The organism is Flavobacterium sp. LC2016-01, from assembly GCF_009711135.1.
Lineage (GTDB): Bacteria > Bacteroidota > Bacteroidia > Flavobacteriales > Flavobacteriaceae > Flavobacterium.
On sequence record NZ_WMIC01000006.1, the window covers coordinates 229,180 to 248,189 of the forward strand.

Consider the following 19,010-nt stretch of genomic DNA (forward strand, 5'->3'; position numbering starts at 1 on the left):
AATCCAAATTTTATTAAACGCCCAAATAATCTATATTTGTAGTTCAAAAAATAAAAACGAATACCTTAATATGAAATTACTAGAAGGAAAAGTAGCAATCATTACGGGCGCTAGCCGCGGAATTGGAAAAGGAATTGCAGAAGTTTTTGCTAAACATGGTGCAAACGTAGCATTTACATATAGTTCATCTGCTGCATCTGCAGAAGCTCTTGAAGCTGAATTGAATAGTTTAGGAGTTAAAGCAAAAGGTTATCAATCTAATGCTGCCGATTTTAATGAAGCACAAACTTTTGTTGATGCTGTTTTAGCTGATTTTGGAACTGTTGATATTTTGATCAACAACGCCGGAATTACAAAAGATAACTTATTAATGCGTATGTCTGAAGCTGATTTTGACCAAGTTATTGATGTTAACTTGAAATCTGTTTTCAATATGACTAAAGCGATTCAAAAAACATTTTTGAAACAACGCGCTGGTTCTATCATCAACATTAGTTCAGTTGTTGGTGTTTCTGGAAACGCTGGTCAAACAAACTATGCAGCTTCAAAAGCGGGTGCAATTGGTTTTACAAAATCTGTAGCGCTTGAATTAGGTTCTCGTAATATTCGTTGCAACGCTATCGCTCCTGGTTTCATCGAAACTGAAATGACTGCAAAATTACCTGAAGATGTCGTAAAAGGATGGAGAGACGGAATTCCGTTGAAACGTGGTGGAACTACTGAAGATGTAGCAAATGCTTGTCTTTTCTTAGCTTCAGATATGAGTGCTTACGTTACAGGACAAGTGCTTAACGTTTGCGGAGGAATGCTTACTTAATAGTTTGCAGTGTTCAGTTTTTGAGTATTCAGTAAATTCAATCTGAAAAATAATAAAAAGAACACGTTTGTTATAATTCGATTTTTAAATTCTGATCACTAAAAACTGATTACTGAACACTAAATATATATGACTACAAACTCGATTTTATTATTATTGCTTTCTTTAGTAATAGCTGGTGGTTTGTCGTATTTTCAATATTTTTTTAAAGCCAAAAACAAATCAAATCTGATTTGGTTTTTGGCTTTTTTACGTTTTCTGGCCATTTTTGGATTATTGGTTTTATTGATAAATCCAATAATTTCTAAAAGTTCGCTTGAAATCACCAAAACACCATTAGCAATTGCTGTCGATAATTCAAGCTCGATTGAAGCTTTAAAATCAGATAAAAAAGCAGTTGAACTATATCAAAAACTGATTTCAAATCCTGCTCTTAAAGAGAAATTTGATATTCAGTCTTATCAATTTGATGCCGATTTTAAGTCTTCTGATAAATTTGATTTTAAAGGAAAACAAACTAATCTTGATGAAGTTGCCAAAAATCTAAAAAGCATTAATAAAAACCTGACTTTTCCAACTGTTATAATTACGGACGGAAATCAGACTACAGGAAATGATTATGTATATCGATTCGATCCTGTCAATAAAGTTTATCCTTTGGTTGTGGGAGATACAACTACTTTTTTTGATTTAAAAATCAATCAGCTTAACGTAAATAAATACGCTTTTCATAAAAATAAATTTCCTGTCGAAATTTTTCTGCAATATTCTGGTGAAAAAGCCACAACTGCTGATTTTACAATTTCACAAGGAAATTCAGTTGTTGCAAAAGAGAAAGTTTCCTTTTCACCATCGAAAAAAACAGCTTCGTTGAATTTGCTTTTGCCAGCAGATAAAGTTGGATTGCAGATTTTTAGAGCTAGTGTTTCTTCAAATGCAAAAGAGAAAAACAGCTATAATAATATCAAGAATTTTGCTGTTGAAATAATTGATCAAAAATCTACAATTGCAATTGTTTCGGCTATAAATCATCCAGATATTGCGGCTTTAAAACGTTCAATTGAAGTTAATGCGCAACGTAAAGTAATTTTGGTTAAACCAAATGATATCAATCAGTTGCAAGAAGCTTCTGTTTTGGTTTTGTATCAACCAAATGCATCTTTCAAAGCTGTTTTTGACAACAATAAAAATGCAGGAAGAAATATCTTCATCATCACAGGAAACAATACCGATTTCAATTTTTTAAATCAGCAACAAAACAATCTGATTTTTAAAATGAGTGGACAAGTTGAGGATTATTTGTCTGAATTTCAATCTCAGTTTAATCTGTTTGCAATTGATAATATAGGTTTCGAAAATTTCCCTCCATTACAAAATGCATTCGGAACGATAACAACTAACGGAAATGTTTCTGTTCTGCTTTCTTCAAGAATTAGAAATGTTTCTACAAATGCGCCTTTATTGGCTTTCGCCGAAAATCAAGGAAAAAGAACCGCTTTTCTTTTAGGAGAAAACAGCTGGAAATGGCGTTTGCAAAGTCATATTGACAATCAGTCGTTTGAAAAATATGATGTTTTTATAGATAAGATAATTCAGTTTTTAGCGACTTCGGCTTCAAAAAAATCTTTGGTTGTAACACATGAAAGTTTTTACAATTCTGGAGATGAATTGGTGATCAATGCGCAATATTTTAATAAAAACTACGAATTTGACGAAAAGGCGCGATTAACAATTTCAGTAACAAATTTAGAAACGAAACAAAATAAAAACTACGATTTATTAAAAGGAAACAATTCGTATTCTGTAAATCTAGACGGATTAACAGCCGGAAAATATAATTTTACGGTAAAAGAATTAAATTCAAATACTTCGTATTCAAGTCATTTTGAGATTTTAGATTTTGATATTGAAAAACAATTCGTAAATCCTGACGTTTTAAAATTAAAGCAATTGGCACTACAAACAAACGGTAAAGCTTTCTTTGAAAATCAAGCCGATGATTTGATCAATACACTTTTAGAAAACAAAGAATACAAATCAATCGAAAAAAACGTTTCAACAAAAACTCCAATAATTGATTGGGTTTGGTTGTTGATCTTAATCGCTGCTTTATTGACTACTGAATGGTTTGTTAGAAAATATAACGGATTGTTGTGATGAAATATAATTGAATTTCTTCTAGCATTTTGTAATCTTATGGTTGTAAATTAAAAGTATAAAATTATGAAAGTTAAATTCTTTTCTATTGTGGCAATTTTGATAGTAATTTTTTGTTTTTTTTCATTTTCAGAGACAAATGCTATTAGCAAAAGCAATCTTTTGGAAAACACAATTCAACAACGTTTTCAACTACCTCAGGGATTTGTGAGAGAAGAGGAATCTAAAACTTCGTTTGACTTTTTTTTACGAAATCTTCCATTAAAATCATCTGGTTCAAATGTTTTGTATTTTGATGGAACTACAAAACCAAATAAAAACGTTTATGAAGCGGTTGTGGATTTACCCATTGGAAAACAAGATTTGCATCAATGTGCTGATGCCGTGATGCGTTTGCGAGCGGATTATTTTTATAGCCAAAAACAGTACGATAAAATACATTTTAATTTTACAAATGGCTTTCGAGCTGATTTTAGTAAATGGGCCGCAGGGTACAGAATTGCAATTAAAGGCAACAAAACTAGTTGGGCTAAAACTGCAAAACCATCTGACAGTTATGAAACTTATTGGAAATACTTAGAGACGGTTTTTATGTATGCGGGAACGGCTTCGTTAGAAAAAGAACTGAAACCAATTAATATTTCAGACATAAAAATAGGGGATGTTTTTATAAAAGGAGGCTTTCCAGGTCACGCTGTTATTGTAGTTGATATGGCTGTGAATCCAAAAAACAATCAAAAAATTATGCTTTTAGCACAAAGTTATATGCCTGCGCAGGAAATTCAAATATTGAAAAATCCAAATAATAGTTCGTTGAGTCCTTGGTACGCTGTCGATTTTGGAACTTCTCTGAAAACCCCCGAATGGACTTTTAGTTCCTCACAATTAAAACGTTTTTAAATGAAACGATTCTTTTTTTTAGTCCTTATATTTCAAAATGCTTTTTCGCAAGAAATTCCATTGAATGTTCAAAAATTAATGAAAGCATATCCAGATCAAATTGTTGGTTATAAAGACAATAAAATTATTTTTAGCGATAAATCAAATTTGATTTATGATGATTTTAAAAATAAAACGAATCAAGAATTATTAGACAATCCTGATATTGAGGATCAATTTAAGTTTGTTTATAATAAAGCAGATAAGAATTTAATTCCAAAGGAAGATGCAGGAAGAATTCGAAATGAAGCTTTTTTTAAGAAAATTTACGGAAATTCAAAATCAGAAGTTGAATCAAAATTGACAGAAATTATTTGGTGCCCGAAATTAGTCAATCAGAGTATAAAAGTAACAACCGTAAATGGAATTGATAAAATAGTAAAAAAACTCTCAGCAGAATTAGATAATAATCCAGAATTTAAAAAATACATTAGTGATATTGGAGGTACATTTAATTGGAGAAAAATTTCAGGAACAAACCGATTGAGTATGCATAGTTATGGAATGACAATTGATATTAATGTCAAAAATTCTAATTATTGGCAATGGGATTGTAAATGTAAAAATGAAGAAGATACTCTTTCGTATAGAAATCAAATTCCCCTCAAGCTAGTTTCAATTTTTGAAAAATATGGCTTTATTTGGGGAGGAAATTGGAAACATTATGACACAATGCATTTTGAGTATCGACCTGAACTTTTGTTATAAATTTTAAAATTATTTTATTGCAAAAACATATTACGGAGAAAAGTGGATTAGGGATTAAAAATTTATGATTATGGATTTCAGGCTAAAAGTATTTTACACCGTTGCGCTCCGCCTTAATTTTACTAAAGCGGCCACGGAATTATACATTACACAGCCAGCAGTTTCGAAACACATTCAGGAACTTGAAGAAACCTATAAAACAAAACTTTTTGAACGAAACGGTTCTAAAATTGCATTAACTCCTGCCGGACATATTCTGCTGAAACATACAAAAGAGATTTTCGAAATTTACCGCGAAATTGATTTTGAAATGAGTTCATTTATCAGTGAACGCCAAGGTTTATTGAGGTTAGGAGCAAGTACAACCATTTCTCAATATATAATTTCGCCTATTTTAGCCCGTTTTCATCAGAAGCAAAAAGATATAAAAGTCAATTTGCTGAACGGAAATACAGAACAAATCGAAAATGCTTTAATTAATAAAGAAATCGAAATTGGAATTGTTGAAGGGCAATCTAAAAATCAATCCATAAAATATATTCCGTTTTTAAAAGACGAATTGGTTTTAGTCTGCAGCAATAATAATCCATTTGCAAAACAGAATGAAATTTCTTTAAAGGATTTAAAATCAATGAAATTCATAACTCGGGAGCGCGGATCAGGAACACTTGAAGTTATTGAATTTGAATTGAAAAAAGCTGGTATCAAGTTTTCTGATTTACAAATTGAAATGCAGCTTGGAAGTACAGAAAGTATAAAATCGTATTTGTTAAATTCAGATTGTTTTGCTTTTATGTCTATTCATGCTGTGAATAAAGAATTGAAAAACAAAGAATTAATTGTTTTGGACGTCGAGAATTTGACAATCGAAAGATATTTTTATATTATCACATTAGTAGGGAAATCAGATGCTTTATCAGAATTGTTTATTCAGAATATTGCGTCTCATTATAATCTGAAGTTATAGCGGATTGTTTTTTAGAATTAGCTTATTCCGTTTAATCGGCGGAACTTTGCTGCATAATAATCTATTTTTCTATTTTGAAAACGAAACAACATACCGCGTCACAATTATTTGAAGTTACTATTTTTTTACAACAGTTAATTTTTGCTGTTGTAATAGTATTGTGTTTATTTTCAATAATTTCGCCGCCAATTGCTTTATTGTTTGGAGTAGTAATGGTAAATGTTTTCGGAAATCCGTTTGCAGCATTTAATGCCAAAGCAATCACATTTTTATTGCAGTTCTCAGTTATCGGTTTGGGTTTTGGCATGAATGCTGAAAGTGCTTTTTCAGCTGGTCAAGAAGGGTTTGTTTTAACTGTATTTTCAATTTTCAGCACATTGCTTTTTGGATTTCTGTTAGGGAAATGGCTAAAAACAGAGAAAAAAACATCACATTTAATTTCCTGCGGAACAGCAATTTGCGGAGGAAGTGCTATTGCGGCAATTTCTCCTGTAATTAAATCAAACGAAAATCAGACTTCAATAGCGTTAGGAGTTATTTTTATCCTAAATTCAATTGCCTTATTTGTTTTCCCTTTTATCGGACATCAGTTGGATTTGTCACAAAAAGATTTCGGATTATGGTGCGCAATCGCCATTCATGATACAAGTTCTGTTGTGGGAGCAGCAAACAGATACGGAGCTGAAGCTTTACAGATCGCGACAACTGTAAAACTAGCCAGAGCTTTATGGATTATCCCGATTTCACTTTTAACCGCAGTAATTTTCAAGAATAAGAACAGTAAAATCAAAATTCCTTACTTTATAGGACTTTTTATTGTAGCAATGCTTTTGAATTCGTATACCCCAAGCGTTTCTTCTTTTGCGCCACACATTGTAAATTTAGCTAAAATTGGTTTGACCATAACTTTGTTCTTAATTGGCGCTACTTTGAATGTCAATACTTTAAAATCAGTAGGAGTAAAGCCATTGCTTCAAGGTGTTTTTCTTTGGGTATTTATTGCTAGTTTGAGTTTACTGGCAATTATCTATTTAGGCTAAATTATTTTACGTTGGAGAATTTTACAATTGGTTCGCCCGTCATTTTATAGAATTTTCCTTTAAATGAAAAACGTCTTTCAATCTCAAAATTAAATTGTTTTTTAGTTTTTGCCATTAGAGCTAATTCTTTCGGGAAGTCAACTTCAAATTCATCTTCGGCTTGTGCGGCTTTATCAAAAGAACCATTTGTTTTGATGATGATATCTCTGAAATGTTTTTTGGTATTATCATTTACAACAGTGTAAGAACTAGACCATTGGGCGCTTGCAACGTTTGTCATTTGATAGTACGGAACCTCTAATATAGGTTGGTATCGACCTTCAAATCCGGCAACTAGATAAAGCCAGCCTTCAAAAGGTCCGCCGGCGCCTCCATTAACATGCAGGAATGTAAACGCATATTGATCTTCGCCAATTTCTACAAGTTTAGGTTTCGGAGCCTGAGAAAAAGCGCCAAATGCTGCAACAGCGGGCTGGAACGATCGCATTTCCCAAATTGATCCATTTTTGGCAAATTTAGCAACGCCAACAAGACCACCAAAGAATCGGCCAGTTTGCAATCCATCTTCATCCCCTTCTGAATGATTGAAAAATATAAGCTTGAATTTATTTTCTTTTGAATCTGAATAATCAATATTAGCAAGAAGTCTTGTTGCAACGCCTTCGGTATAAGGAAATAATTGATCACCTTCGATACCGTTAACATCAGTAAAAGGAGCAGGTTTACAAGTTTTACAACTCCAGTTTATAAAAGTATTATGATCTGGCAGATTAAATAATTTGCCGGGAAAAAGTTTCTGCATTGTTTTTACACCATCAAAAGGTTCAGAAATTTTAAGTACTCTTTTTGGATTCAAAACAGTATCATTTAAATTTTTTAGCTGTAAACTAGGTTGTTGTGCGAAACAAAAAGTAGAAAAAAGGAAAATGAAATTTAAAAAAGCAAGGCGCATATTTGTAAGATTTGACTTTGTATCAAACATACAAATAAAAAATCTTGTTCATGAACTTAAATTACTTATATGACGTAAAAACTGTAAAAAATCAAATTAGCAGAATCTTAATTAGTAAATTTTTAAATTATCTTTAAATAAGGTAACTTTGCTTTCCAAATACAAAAACAAAATGAAAAACTTCAAAATGAGACCAAAATTAATCGCATTATTCGCATTAGTTATTGGTTTTTTCACCCTTTCATGGGGAATTGTCGGTCACGAACGAATCAATAAAGCAGCTGTAATGGCTTTGCCAAAACAGGTTCAAGTATTTTTTTACAATCATATCGATTTTATTACACAAGAAGCTTCGGTTCCGGACATTCGTAAATATGCTTTAAATTATAAAGATGAAAATCCTAGGCATTATTTTGATATGGAAAACTTTGGTTCTGCTGACAGTATTCCGCAGACTATGGAAGAAGCAAAGAAAAAATATAATGCTAAATTCTTGAATGATAACGGAATCCTGCCTTGGTATATTGAAGATATGATGGCAAAATTGACCAAAGCATTTAAAGATAAAAACAGAGCTGAAATCTTGTTTTTAGCTGCTGATTTAGGTCATTATATTGGTGATGCGCACATGCCATTGCATACTTCTGCAAATCACGACGGCCAATTGAGTGACCAAAAAGGAATCCATTCTCTTTGGGAAAGCAGATTGCCTGAATTATTTGCTAAAAACTATAAATATAATGTTCCTGAAGCACAGTATTATCAAGATGTTCATAAAGCGACTTGGGATATGATTAATGATACGCATGCTCTGGTAAAACCTTTATTAGATATCGATAAAAAACTACGTACTTCAACTCCAGAAAATAAAGTGTTTAAAGTAGATGCTGATGGGAAAGTGATGAAAAGCAAATACAATACGGCTCTTTTTACTGATGAATATGCTGCAAAACTGAACACCGATTTAAATGGAATGGTTGAACAACAGATGCGAAAAGCTATTGCTGCAACAGCGAGTTTTTGGTACACAGCTTGGGTAAATGCTGGAAAACCAGATTTAAGTGATTTAGATGCGCCTGCAGTGACGCAAAGAAATTATCAATCTTTACAAGACGATTTGAAATTATATCAAAAAGGAGATTTATTCGGAATGAGAAATCAGAATGATTAATTTTTTGTTTCAAGTTAATGTTTCAAGTTGCAGGTCAACTTGAAACTTAAAAAGAGAAAGCCTCAAATTCAAATGAATTTGAGGCTTTTCTTTTCTCTTTCTTCTTGTATCTATTCCCCTTTTTCTTGCGTCTATTTTCTAACGAAGTTTTGCATATAACTTTTTATTCTTCGCTTTTAGATCTTCAAATTGATATTGCTTTTCTTTTAATAAATAGGATGCCGACTGGTAAAAAGAAATAGCGTCATTTACTAAATCATTTCTTTCCGTTTTTACTGGGATTTCGTCGTAAAGAACTTGAAATTCTGGAGCAACTCCCGCTGATGGTTTCACTTTTAAATCATATTGTTTTACAACTTGTTTAGGTGATAAAATGGTCAATACATTATCTTTTATCAACCCTAGATCCTGATAAGTTGCAATAAAAGCTCTTGGTTTATAATCGGCTTTAAAAACATTTTGTCCGAAAAATTTGCTTTCATAATCAAAATGCAATAATCCAAAAAGCGTTGGCATCAAATCAATCTGCGACATTAATTGATTGTATTGAGCTGGCTTTTTATTTGGCGTATAAATGAAAGCTGGAATTCGATATTTGTCTAGTGGAAGCTGCGTTTTTCCTGCGCTGGAAGCACAATGATCAGCCACGATAACAAAAACAGTATTTTGAAACCAAGGCTGTTTACTTGCCATTGCAAAAAATCTTCGAAGTGCATAATCTGTATATTTTACGCCGCCTTCACGAGATTTTATATCACCTGGTATATCGATTTTGTTATTAGGATATGTAAACGGCCTGTGATTGCTCACCGTCATGATATGATTAAAGAACGGCTTGTTTTGTTTAGCCTCAGCATTCATCACTTTTATTGCCTTGTTGTACATATCTTCATCACAAACGCCCCAAACATTCGAAAATGTGATCTCTTCAGGCGAAAAACTTGATTTGTCAATAATGTCATAACCGTTTCCAGAATAAAAATCCTGCATATTGTCAAAGAAAGCATCACCGCCATACATGAATTTTACATTGTAGCCTTTTTGTTTGAAGACAGCTCCGGTTGAAAACTTATTTTTATTGTCTTCGCGTTTTACTACACTTTCTCCGGCAGTAGGAGGCAGGCACAAAGTCACCGCTTCAAGACCGCGTACAGTTCTATTTCCTGCAGCATACAAGTTTGTAAACTGCAGACTTTTTTGCGCCAGACTATCTAAAAATGGTGTTATGTTCTGCTTGTTTCCATACGCTTTCATGAAATCAGCGCTGTAACTTTCAATGGTAATTAAAACGACATTTTTATGATTTTCAAGAGAATCTTCACTAATGGTTCGAATTGTATTTTCTCCCGAAATAGTTGGAAACTGTTCTCTTAAATTTGCAAACGCCTGATGATTTGGCAGTGTTTTATAGAACTTTAAATAATCAAGTTTATTGTTTTGGAAAGCCAAGTAAAATTTATATAATCCATTGGACTGTAATTCGTTTACAAAAACATTTTTAGAGTTTTCTGTTTTGGCAAACATTGGAATTGCTGCTAATGAAATTGCAAACAAAACGATATAAAGTGCCGAAAATTTAATTTTTTCAACAAGATTCGGAATTTCTTTTATAAAGTCACCTGAGTTCTTCAATATGAAATAAGTAACAGTTCCAGATGCTAAAAACAAGGCAGAAAACAACGGTACTACAGGATATGACTGCATGATGTTTCCTATTACTTCATTAGTGTAAATCAAATAATTAACAGCAATAAAGTTGTATTTTACGCCAAATTCATTCCAAAAGAAATATTCGCTTAAGCCATTCTGAAGAATCAATACAACATAAAGGAAAATTACGAAAGCGAACATCCAGAAACGTATTTTGTCTCTCCATTTTGGTAAAAAAAGCAAAAGCGCAAAAAGAGCAGTCTTTATTCCTATGAAAATCAAAATTATTCTTGGCAAAGCTCCTCCGTATTCATCAAAAATACTTTTTCCAGATGCTATATAAAGAAATAAAGCAATGAAAGAACCTAGAATAATATATCCGTAAGGCTTGTCATATTTTAAATTGGATATAAAAATCAGATACAGCCACAGAAACACGCTCGCTAAAACAAAAACAAAAAAATCAGAGATTAATCCTAATGAAAAAATCTTCAGACTATCAAGAACTGTAAAGCTGCTTTGTGTTATTGGATGAAAAAAAAGGACAATTCGCAAAAGAAAACTGATAATGAAATAGAAAACTGCGAGATTGTAAAATGGTGAAAGCTTTTTGTAAAAAATCATGTCATTATAATTTGTGCAAAGTTAATTTGCATTAATGAATGGCAGATGAAGTTAGGCTTTTATCTTCCTTAGTGTTAACTTAATGTTTTCTTAAGATGATTAAAATGTATTTATTTTTGCAATTCTTAAGTAATTATTAAGTGATTTCTCTGCGTGAAAATAGGTATCTTTGACAAACCGTTAAGGCAGATTAATCTTAATTAAAATCAAAATACATGCATATTTTAATAGTAGAAGATGAATTAGGAATTGTACAATTTTTACAGCAGGGACTGCAGGAAGAAGGTTATTTGGTTACCACTGCCAATGACGGTTCTAAAGGTTTTGAATTAATTCAGAATCACCAATACGACTTGATTTTGCTGGATTGGATGCTTCCCAAAATTAACGGCTTGGATTTGTGCAAAGCCATAAGAATTAAAGATCAGCATACGCCAATAATATTTTTGACAGCCAAAGATACTGTTCAGGAAACTATAGCGGGTTTAAAAGCTGGTGCAAACGATTATATTAAAAAACCTTTTAGTTTTGAAGAACTTGTAGAACGTATTAAGGTGCATTTTAGGCATAAAAAAGAAGATAAAGAATTGACTTTAGGAACAATTAAAATTGATTTATCTAAGCATATTGTGCTCAAAAATGAAGAAGAAGTCACACTTACTCAAAGAGAGTTTGAACTGCTGACTTATTTAATTCAGCATAAAGGAAAAGTCTGTACGCGAAATCAAATTTTAAAAGATGTCTGGGATATTAATTTTGAGTATGATACAGGCGTAATTGATGTTTTTATGAACGCAATACGAAAAAAGCTGAATTTAAAAATTGAAGAAGATTATATCAAAACAATCCGAGGTATTGGGTACATCGCAAACGACTTATAAATGACACAGCTTTCGTTTAAAAACAGAATTGCCTTAAACTATATAATCACAACAGGTTTGCTGATTTTAGTGGTTTTTTCAGCAACTTATTTTACTGTAAAATTCACTGTTTATAAGCATATTGATGAAAATTTAATGATTGAAATTCAAGATCATTTAAAAGAAATCAGGGCAGAGAATAAGAAAGTGATTTTCATGGATACTGAAGAATGGGAGGAGCGAGAGCATAATTCTGTCGATGTGAATCCGGTTTTTGTTCAGTTTTTAGATTTGAATAAGAAGATTATTGAAAAATCTCCAAATTTAAAAAAAGAAGTACTTGTTTATCACGGTAGCAAAGACCATTATGAATTATTTGACACGAAGTTATTAAACAATAAAATCAGGCAAATTCAGATCCCGCTTTATTTAAAATCGAAGAAAATTGGGTATTTGATTATTGCGATGTCACTGGCTGATTCGGCCAAAGTTTTAAAAAACCTTCTTGATACTTTGGTGATTGCATTTCCAATTATTCTGGTTCTACTGTTTTTAATTGCCCGTTTTTTTGCAGGCCGAAGCATAAAACCAATTAATGCGATTATAAATACGTCTCGAATAATTACAAAAGACAATTTAAAAACGAGAATTCCACTGCCAAAAACGCGTGACGAATTGTTTACACTTTCAAAAACGATCAATAATTTATTGAACAGAATTGAAGATGCAATCGAGCGCGAAAAACAATTTACTTCAGATGCTTCACACGAATTAAGAACGCCATTAACGGTTATTAAAGGAACACTTGAAGTGCTTGTTCGTAAACCTAGAGACAGCAAGGAATATGAAGAGAAAATAAACTATTGCATAAATGAAGTTGACCACTTAAATACGCTCGTAGATCAATTGCTTTTAATGGCGCGTTTTGAGAATCAAAAGCAAAATATCAGCACCGAATCTGTTTATTTAAATGCATTAATTTTAGATGTTTTAACTTTAAATTCGGAGAAGATAAGCGGTAAAAAAATTGACGTACAATTTGATGCCGTTGCAGATTGCTATATTCAGTCGGATAATTTTTTAGTGATTACGATATTGAGAAATATTATTTCTAATGCAATTAAATACACAAACAATGGCGGTCATATTTTAATTTTGCTCTTGAAAGAAAATGGCAAAATAGTATTAAAAATTTCAGACAACGGAATAGGAATTGCAAAAGCCGATTTAGAATCTATTTTAAATCCATTTTTTAGATCAAATTCTACGGATCACCCTGAAATTAAAGGAACTGGTTTAGGTTTGTCCATTGTAAAAAGAACAACGGAATTACTGCATATAAAGTTTAAAATTGAAAGTGAATTAGAAGTTGGAACAACGGTAATTTTGACTTTTAATGATAAATAAGAAAACGTTATCGTAAATTGAAAATATGCATTAAAAAAGGTGCTTGGACTTTTTTTTTAACAATAAACTTTCGTTAAGTTAAATTAAAAATTGCTTTTTTATGAAATTAACTAGTATATTTGCAACCGAATCAAAGAATTATAAAACAAACCAAACAATGATTTCAATTCAATTACATCATCATCATTTTCATTATTGCTCTCAAGCGATGTATTAATGGTATGCATGTAAATCATCATATTTTAAAACCCGTTTGAGTACATCAAACGGGTTTTTTTTATACCAATTCTTTGTACTCAAACTATCAATCCAACAAAAAACTAAAAAATGAGTACTTTAAAAATTGCAATTCAAAAATCTGGACGTCTAAACGAAGACAGCATTCAAATTCTAAAAGACTGCGGTATTTCGATCAATAATGGAATTGACCAGCTAAAAGCCGAAGCTTCAAACTTTCCTCTTGAAGTTTTATATCTAAGAAATTCAGATATTCCTCAATATCTTCTAGATGGAGTAGTTGATTTAGCTATTGTGGGCGACAATCTTTTGGTAGAAAAAGGAAAAGGGATCGAAGTGGTTCAGAAATTAGGTTTCTCAAAATGCAAAGTTTCTGTCGCAGTTCCTAAAACATTCGACTATAATTCGGTACAGGATTTAGCTGGATTACGTATCGCGACTTCTTACCCAAATACTGTAAATGAATATTTTAGCCAATTCGGTTTGTCTGTTGATATTCACCAAATTTCTGGTTCGGTAGAAATTGCACCAAACATAGGTCTTGCCGATGCTATTGTAGATATTGTTTCAAGCGGAAGCACTTTATTCAAAAACAATTTAAAAGAAGTTGAAGTTATCTTAAAAAGTGAAGCGGTTCTTGCAGTTTCACCAAAAGTTTCTCCAGAAATTCAAAAACACATTGATACGTTAAAATTTAGGATTCAGGCTGTTTTAAGAGCTAGAAATTCAAAATATATTTTGATGAACGTTCCAAATGATAAAATTGATGCAGTTGGAAAAATCCTTCCGGTTTTGAGAAGCTTAACGGTTTTGCCGTTGGCACAAGAAGGCTGGAGCAGTGTTCACTCTGTAATTGACAAAGACACTTTTTGGGATGTAATCGACCAATTAAAAGAAGTTGGAGCAGAAGGAATTTTAGTTTGCCCAATTGAGAAAATGGTTCTATAAGAAGAAATTTCAATTGGAAAATTCCAAATTCCAATTGTCGACAACAGCTTTGCGAACTTAGCGTTTTCTAAGACAAAGAATAGAAAAAAACCTTGCGTACTTTGCGGTTAAAAAACACACAAAGTTTTGCGGTTAAAAAAAAACATAAGGATGAATATAATAGACAATCCAAAACCAGAAAACTGGTCAGATATATTAAAAAGACCGACTCAAACTATTGATGATATTGAGGTTACAGTAAAAGAAATCTTCAAAGAAATACAAAGAAAAGGAGATGAAGCCGTAGCAAAATACACTTCTATTTTTGACGGAATTTCATTAGACAACTATGAAGTTTCTGAAGAAGAAATACAGGATGCAATTAAATTGATTCCGACTGAATTGAAAGAAGCGATTCAATTAGCAAAAGACAATATTTATAAATTCCACAGCGCTCAAAAAACAGACAGGATCGAAATTGAAACTGTTGAAGGCGTAAATTGCTGGCAGGAAAAAAGACCTATTCAAAAAATTGGCTTGTATATTCCGGGCGGAACGGCGCCTTTGTTTTCAACTGTTTTAATGTTGGCTGTGCCTGCTGAAATTGCTGGCTGTAAAGAAATTGTATTATGTTCTCCGCCAGATAAAACAGGAAAAATAAATCCGGCAATTTTATACGCTGCAAACTTATGCGGTGTGACGAAAATTTTAAAAGTTGGCGGTATTCAGGCAATTGCGGGAATGACTTTCGGGACACAATCGATTCCAAAAGTGTACAAAATTTTCGGACCTGGAAATCAGTTCGTAACTGTGGCAAAACAATTGGCAACGCAGTTTGGTGTTGCAATCGATATGCCGGCTGGTCCTTCAGAATTGTTAATTGTTGCCGATGATACTGCAGTTCCTGCTTTTGTAGCTTCAGATTTATTATCACAGGCAGAACATGGAACAGACAGTCAGGTAATTTTGGTTTCGACTTCAAGAAAATTGATTACTGAAGTTGAAGAAGAAATTCAGTCCCAGCTGGAAGCGCTTCCAAGAAAAGCAATAGCAAAAAAAGCAATTGAAAATTCGAAATTAATTTATGTTGAAAATGATCAGATTGCACTTGATTTAATCAACGAATATGGGCCAGAACACTTTATTATTTGTTCAGAATATGATGATTTTTACTGCAATGGAATCGTAAATGCTGGTTCTGTCTTTATTGGAAATTATACGCCAGAAAGTGCTGGGGATTATGCTTCAGGAACCAATCATACTTTGCCGACAAACGGTTATGCAAAAAATTACAGCGGTGTAAATCTGGATAGTTTCATGAAATCGATGACATTTCAGAAAATATCTAAAATCGGAATTCAAAATATTGGAAAAGCGATTGAAGTTATGGCTGAAGCTGAAGGTTTACAGGCGCATAAAAATGCAGTAACTTTAAGGTTGAAGAGTTTAGAATAAAAGACAAAGGAAGAAGAAAGAGCAAAGAAGCAAGATTTAAAAAAAGTCTTTCATCTTGGTTCTTGCTTCTTAAAAAAAATAAAGTAATGAGTACATTCGATATAAATACAATAACACGTGAAAACGTAAAATCTTTAAAGCCTTATTCGTCTGCAAGAGATGAATTTGAAGATTTCGATACCGCCGAAATGATTTTTTTGGACGCCAATGAAAACCCTTATCAGAATGGTGTGAATCGTTATCCAGATCCACAGCAGAATTCGGTTAAAGCGATTTTGGCTAAAAACAATAATACCAAACAAAGCCAGATTTTGTTAGGTAACGGCAGCGACGAAGTTCTAGATTTGCTTTTTAGAGCTTTTTGCGAACCAAAAAAAGACAATATTATTTCGTTGCCGCCAACTTACGGAATGTACGGCGTTTTGGCAAATATCAATGCGGTCGAAAACAGGGAAATTCTGTTGACAACTGATTTTCAGCCACAGGTGGAAAAGATTTTAGAAGCTGTTGATGAGAATACAAAAATCATTTTTTTATGTTCGCCAAACAATCCAACTGGAAATTCTTTTTCTGATGAAAGCGTAGTGAAACTGCTTCAAAATTTTAAAGGATTAATTGTAATTGATGAAGCGTATATTGACTTTTCAGAAAAAGAAAGCTGGCTGACAGAAATCGACGAATATCCAAATTTGGTGATCACGCAGACACTTTCAAAAGCCTATGGTTTAGCTGGAATTCGTTTAGGAATTTGTTATGCTTCTGAAGCTGTTATTTCGGTTTTGAACAAAATAAAACCTCCATATAATGTAAATGAGCTAACACAGCAAAGAGCGAAAGAACGTTTAAAAGATTCAGAAAAAATAAAGCAAGAAATAGCTTCTATTATTGAACAAAGAGAAGAATTACTTAAAGTTTTAGTTGAAGTAAATTTTGTCGAAAAAGTATATCCGACTGAAGCCAATTTTGTCTTAGTAAAAGTAGATGACGCAAACAAAAGATACGATCAATTAATCCAAAAAGGAATCGTAATTCGTAACAGAACAACGCAGCCTTTATGCGAAAACTGTCTTCGTTTTACAATTGGAACAGGAGAAGAAAATGCTGTTTTAATTAAAGAATTAAAGTTATTAAAATAGAAGAAAGAATATAGAGCAAAGAAGAAAGAAAAAAAATGAAAGAGCTTTTTGGATAGAATGAAAAGTCTATTTTCTTTACTCTTTTTTCTTTATTCTCAAAAATAAAAATATGAAAAAAGTACTTTTTATCGATCGTGACGGAACGATCGTTTTAGAACCTGAAAATTTACAATTAGACAGTTTGGATAAACTGGAGTTTTATCCAAAAGCTTTTCAATATCTGGCTAAAATTGCCAATGAATTAGATTACGAATTGGCAATGGTAACCAATCAGGATGGATTAGGAACAGACAGTTTTCCTGAAGAGACGTTTTGGCCAACACAAAATTTCATTTTGAGAGCTTTTGAAAATGAAGGCGTTTTATTTGATGAAATTTTTGTTGATCGTTCTTTTCCAGAAGAAAATGCTCCAACAAGAAAACCGAGAACTGGAATGCTGACGAAATATTTGAATAATCCCGAATATGATTTGGCAAATTCTTTTGTTTTAGGAGATCGTTTGACAGATGTTGAATTGGCAAAAAACCTTGGTGCAAAAGCGATATTTATGAACGATACAGATGGAGCAGGAAGCAATGAAATTTCGTCAAAACGCGAAGAATTAGACGAAACAATTGTTTTACAGTCCATGGATTGGAAGAAAATTTATGAGTTTTTGAAACTAGAAGCACGTTCGGCTTCAATTACGCGTAAAACGAATGAAACCGATATCTATATCAATCTAAATCTCGACGGTACAGGAAAAAGCAAAATCGATACTGGAATTGCTTTTTTTGACCATATGTTAGATCAAATTTCGCGTCACGGTCAAATGGACTTAGAAATTCTTGTAAAGGGAGATTTAGAAGTTGATGAACATCATACGATCGAAGATACAGCAATTGCATTGGGTGAGGTTTTCGCGAAAGCGTTAGGAAATAAACTAGGAATTGAGCGTTACGGATTCTGTTTGCCAATGGACGATTGTCTGGCTCAAGCGGCAATTGATTTTGGTGGAAGAAACTGGTTGATTTGGGAAACCGAATTTAAACGCGAAATGGTGGGTAAAATGCCTACTGAAATGTTTTATCATTTCTTCAAATCATTTACAGACGGCGCAAAAGCCAACTTAAATATCAAAGCAGAAGGAATCAACGAACATCATAAAATTGAAGCTATTTTTAAAGCTTTCGCGAAAGCAATAAAAGTAGCCGTAAAAAGAGACACCGAAAAGATGATTTTGCCTTCAACGAAAGGAATGCTTTAATTGAGTCAAAAGTTGAAAGTCATAAAGTCAAAAGATTACTAAATTATGGTTATCAAAAAGCGACTTTAAGACTTTAGACTTTGGACTTTAAGACTAAACAAAATGAAAATAGTAATTATAAATTACGGAGCAGGAAATATTCAGAGCATTATGTTTGCTATTGAAAGATTAGGTTTTAAGGCTGTTTTGAGTAATAATCCAGAGGAAATAAAATCGGCAGATAAAGTGATTTTTCCTGGTGTGGGCGAGGCGAGTTCGGCGATGGCTAAACTTCGTGAAAGCGGTTTGGATAGTTTGATTCCAGAATTGAAACAGCCGGTTTTAGGAATTTGCCTCGGAATGCAGCTAATGTGCAATCAAACTGAAGAAGGAAATACCAAAGGTTTAGGAATTTTTGATGTTGATGTGGTGAAATTTTCAAACAATGTAAAAGTACCGCAAATGGGCTGGAATCAGATTTATGATTTAAAATCTGATTTGTTTAATGAAATTTCGGAGAATGAATTTATGTATTTGGTTCATAGTTTTTATGCTCCAAATTGTGCAGAATCTATTGCAACAACAAATTATGACGTTGAATATGCGTCAGCTTTGCAAAAAGATAATTTTTACGGAACTCAGTTTCACCCAGAAAAAAGCGGTGATGTTGGGGAGAAGATTTTAGGAAATTTCCTTAAATTAAATTCCAATTTTTAAAATTCCAAATTCCAATTCAAA

17 protein-coding genes are annotated in these 19,010 nt (G+C 32.6%); 14 read left to right on the forward strand and 3 right to left on the reverse strand.

Annotated elements, in window-relative coordinates; all coding sequences use genetic code 11:
- The first annotated feature begins 70 nt into the window (after positions 1–70).
- The 6 genes from fabG (at position 71) to GKZ88_RS14070 (ending at position 6,628) form a co-directional block, all read left to right on the forward strand.
- Complete coding sequence (gene fabG / locus GKZ88_RS14045) at positions 71–817, forward strand: 3-oxoacyl-[acyl-carrier-protein] reductase (RefSeq protein ID WP_073481292.1); 747 nt, start codon at positions 71–73, stop codon at positions 815–817.
- A gap of 129 nt (positions 818–946) precedes the next feature.
- Positions 947–2,974, forward strand: coding sequence for a hypothetical protein (locus GKZ88_RS14050; protein WP_155102987.1), 2,028 nt, complete (start codon positions 947–949; stop codon positions 2,972–2,974).
- Between the two features lie 162 nt (positions 2,975–3,136).
- Positions 3,137–3,874: a DUF4846 domain-containing protein gene (locus GKZ88_RS14055; RefSeq protein WP_230392525.1), complete on the forward strand. Its 738-nt coding sequence runs from the start codon at positions 3,137–3,139 to the stop codon at positions 3,872–3,874.
- Positions 3,875–4,621 (forward strand): M15 family metallopeptidase, encoded by a 747-nt coding sequence (locus tag GKZ88_RS14060; RefSeq protein WP_155102989.1) that lies wholly within the window; start codon positions 3,875–3,877, stop codon positions 4,619–4,621.
- A gap of 70 nt (positions 4,622–4,691) precedes the next feature.
- Positions 4,692–5,588, forward strand: coding sequence for a LysR family transcriptional regulator (locus GKZ88_RS14065; protein WP_155102990.1), 897 nt, complete (start codon positions 4,692–4,694; stop codon positions 5,586–5,588).
- A 74-nt stretch (positions 5,589–5,662) separates the two neighbouring features.
- On the forward strand, positions 5,663–6,628 hold the full coding sequence (locus tag GKZ88_RS14070) for a putative sulfate exporter family transporter (RefSeq protein WP_155102991.1): 966 nt from the start codon (positions 5,663–5,665) through the stop codon (positions 6,626–6,628).
- A 1-nt stretch (position 6,629) separates the two neighbouring features.
- Here GKZ88_RS14070 and GKZ88_RS14075 read toward each other — a convergent pair whose 3' ends face one another.
- Positions 6,630–7,484: a hypothetical protein gene (locus tag GKZ88_RS14075; RefSeq protein WP_230392526.1), complete on the reverse strand. Its 855-nt coding sequence runs from the start codon at positions 7,482–7,484 to the stop codon at positions 6,630–6,632.
- Between the two features lie 268 nt (positions 7,485–7,752).
- On the opposite strand from GKZ88_RS14075, the gene GKZ88_RS14080 reads away from it, so the two are divergent.
- Positions 7,753–8,751 (forward strand): zinc dependent phospholipase C family protein, encoded by a 999-nt coding sequence (locus GKZ88_RS14080; RefSeq protein ID WP_155102992.1) that lies wholly within the window; start codon positions 7,753–7,755, stop codon positions 8,749–8,751.
- A gap of 138 nt (positions 8,752–8,889) precedes the next feature.
- On the opposite strand, the gene GKZ88_RS14085 is transcribed toward GKZ88_RS14080, so the two are convergent.
- Positions 8,890–11,025 carry an alkaline phosphatase family protein gene (locus GKZ88_RS14085; RefSeq protein ID WP_155102993.1) on the reverse strand — a complete coding sequence of 712 codons (2,136 nt, stop codon included), beginning with the start codon at positions 11,023–11,025 and terminating at the stop codon, positions 8,890–8,892.
- A gap of 215 nt (positions 11,026–11,240) precedes the next feature.
- Between GKZ88_RS14085 and GKZ88_RS14090 the strand changes: the two genes are divergently transcribed.
- A complete protein-coding gene (locus GKZ88_RS14090) occupies positions 11,241–11,906 on the forward strand; it encodes a response regulator transcription factor (RefSeq protein ID WP_155102994.1) in 666 nt (221 codons plus the stop codon).
- Positions 11,907–13,292, forward strand: a complete 1,386-nt coding sequence (locus GKZ88_RS14095) for a HAMP domain-containing sensor histidine kinase (RefSeq protein ID WP_155102995.1) — start codon at positions 11,907–11,909, stop codon at positions 13,290–13,292.
- Between the two features lie 110 nt (positions 13,293–13,402).
- Here GKZ88_RS14095 and GKZ88_RS22605 read toward each other — a convergent pair whose 3' ends face one another.
- Positions 13,403–13,531 carry a hypothetical protein gene (locus GKZ88_RS22605; RefSeq protein WP_255474710.1) on the reverse strand — a complete coding sequence of 43 codons (129 nt, stop codon included), beginning with the start codon at positions 13,529–13,531 and terminating at the stop codon, positions 13,403–13,405.
- Positions 13,532–13,619: 88 nt separating this feature from the next.
- Here GKZ88_RS22605 and hisG point away from each other — a divergent pair, with 88 nt between their 5' ends.
- The 5 genes from hisG to hisH all read left to right on the forward strand — a co-directional run bounded on the left by hisG (position 13,620) and on the right by hisH (position 18,989).
- On the forward strand, positions 13,620–14,477 hold the full coding sequence (gene hisG / locus GKZ88_RS14100) for an ATP phosphoribosyltransferase (protein WP_155102996.1): 858 nt from the start codon (positions 13,620–13,622) through the stop codon (positions 14,475–14,477).
- Between the two features lie 150 nt (positions 14,478–14,627).
- Positions 14,628–15,911: a histidinol dehydrogenase gene (hisD, locus tag GKZ88_RS14105; RefSeq protein ID WP_155102997.1), complete on the forward strand. Its 1,284-nt coding sequence runs from the start codon at positions 14,628–14,630 to the stop codon at positions 15,909–15,911.
- A gap of 86 nt (positions 15,912–15,997) precedes the next feature.
- On the forward strand, positions 15,998–17,047 hold the full coding sequence (hisC, locus tag GKZ88_RS14110; RefSeq protein ID WP_155102998.1) for a histidinol-phosphate transaminase: 1,050 nt from the start codon (positions 15,998–16,000) through the stop codon (positions 17,045–17,047).
- 109 nt (positions 17,048–17,156) lie between these two features.
- Positions 17,157–18,293, forward strand: coding sequence for a bifunctional histidinol-phosphatase/imidazoleglycerol-phosphate dehydratase HisB (gene hisB / locus GKZ88_RS14115; RefSeq protein WP_155102999.1), 1,137 nt, complete (start codon positions 17,157–17,159; stop codon positions 18,291–18,293).
- Between the two features lie 102 nt (positions 18,294–18,395).
- Positions 18,396–18,989, forward strand: coding sequence for an imidazole glycerol phosphate synthase subunit HisH (gene hisH / locus GKZ88_RS14120; protein WP_155103000.1), 594 nt, complete (start codon positions 18,396–18,398; stop codon positions 18,987–18,989).
- The last annotated feature ends 21 nt before the right edge of the window (positions 18,990–19,010 follow it).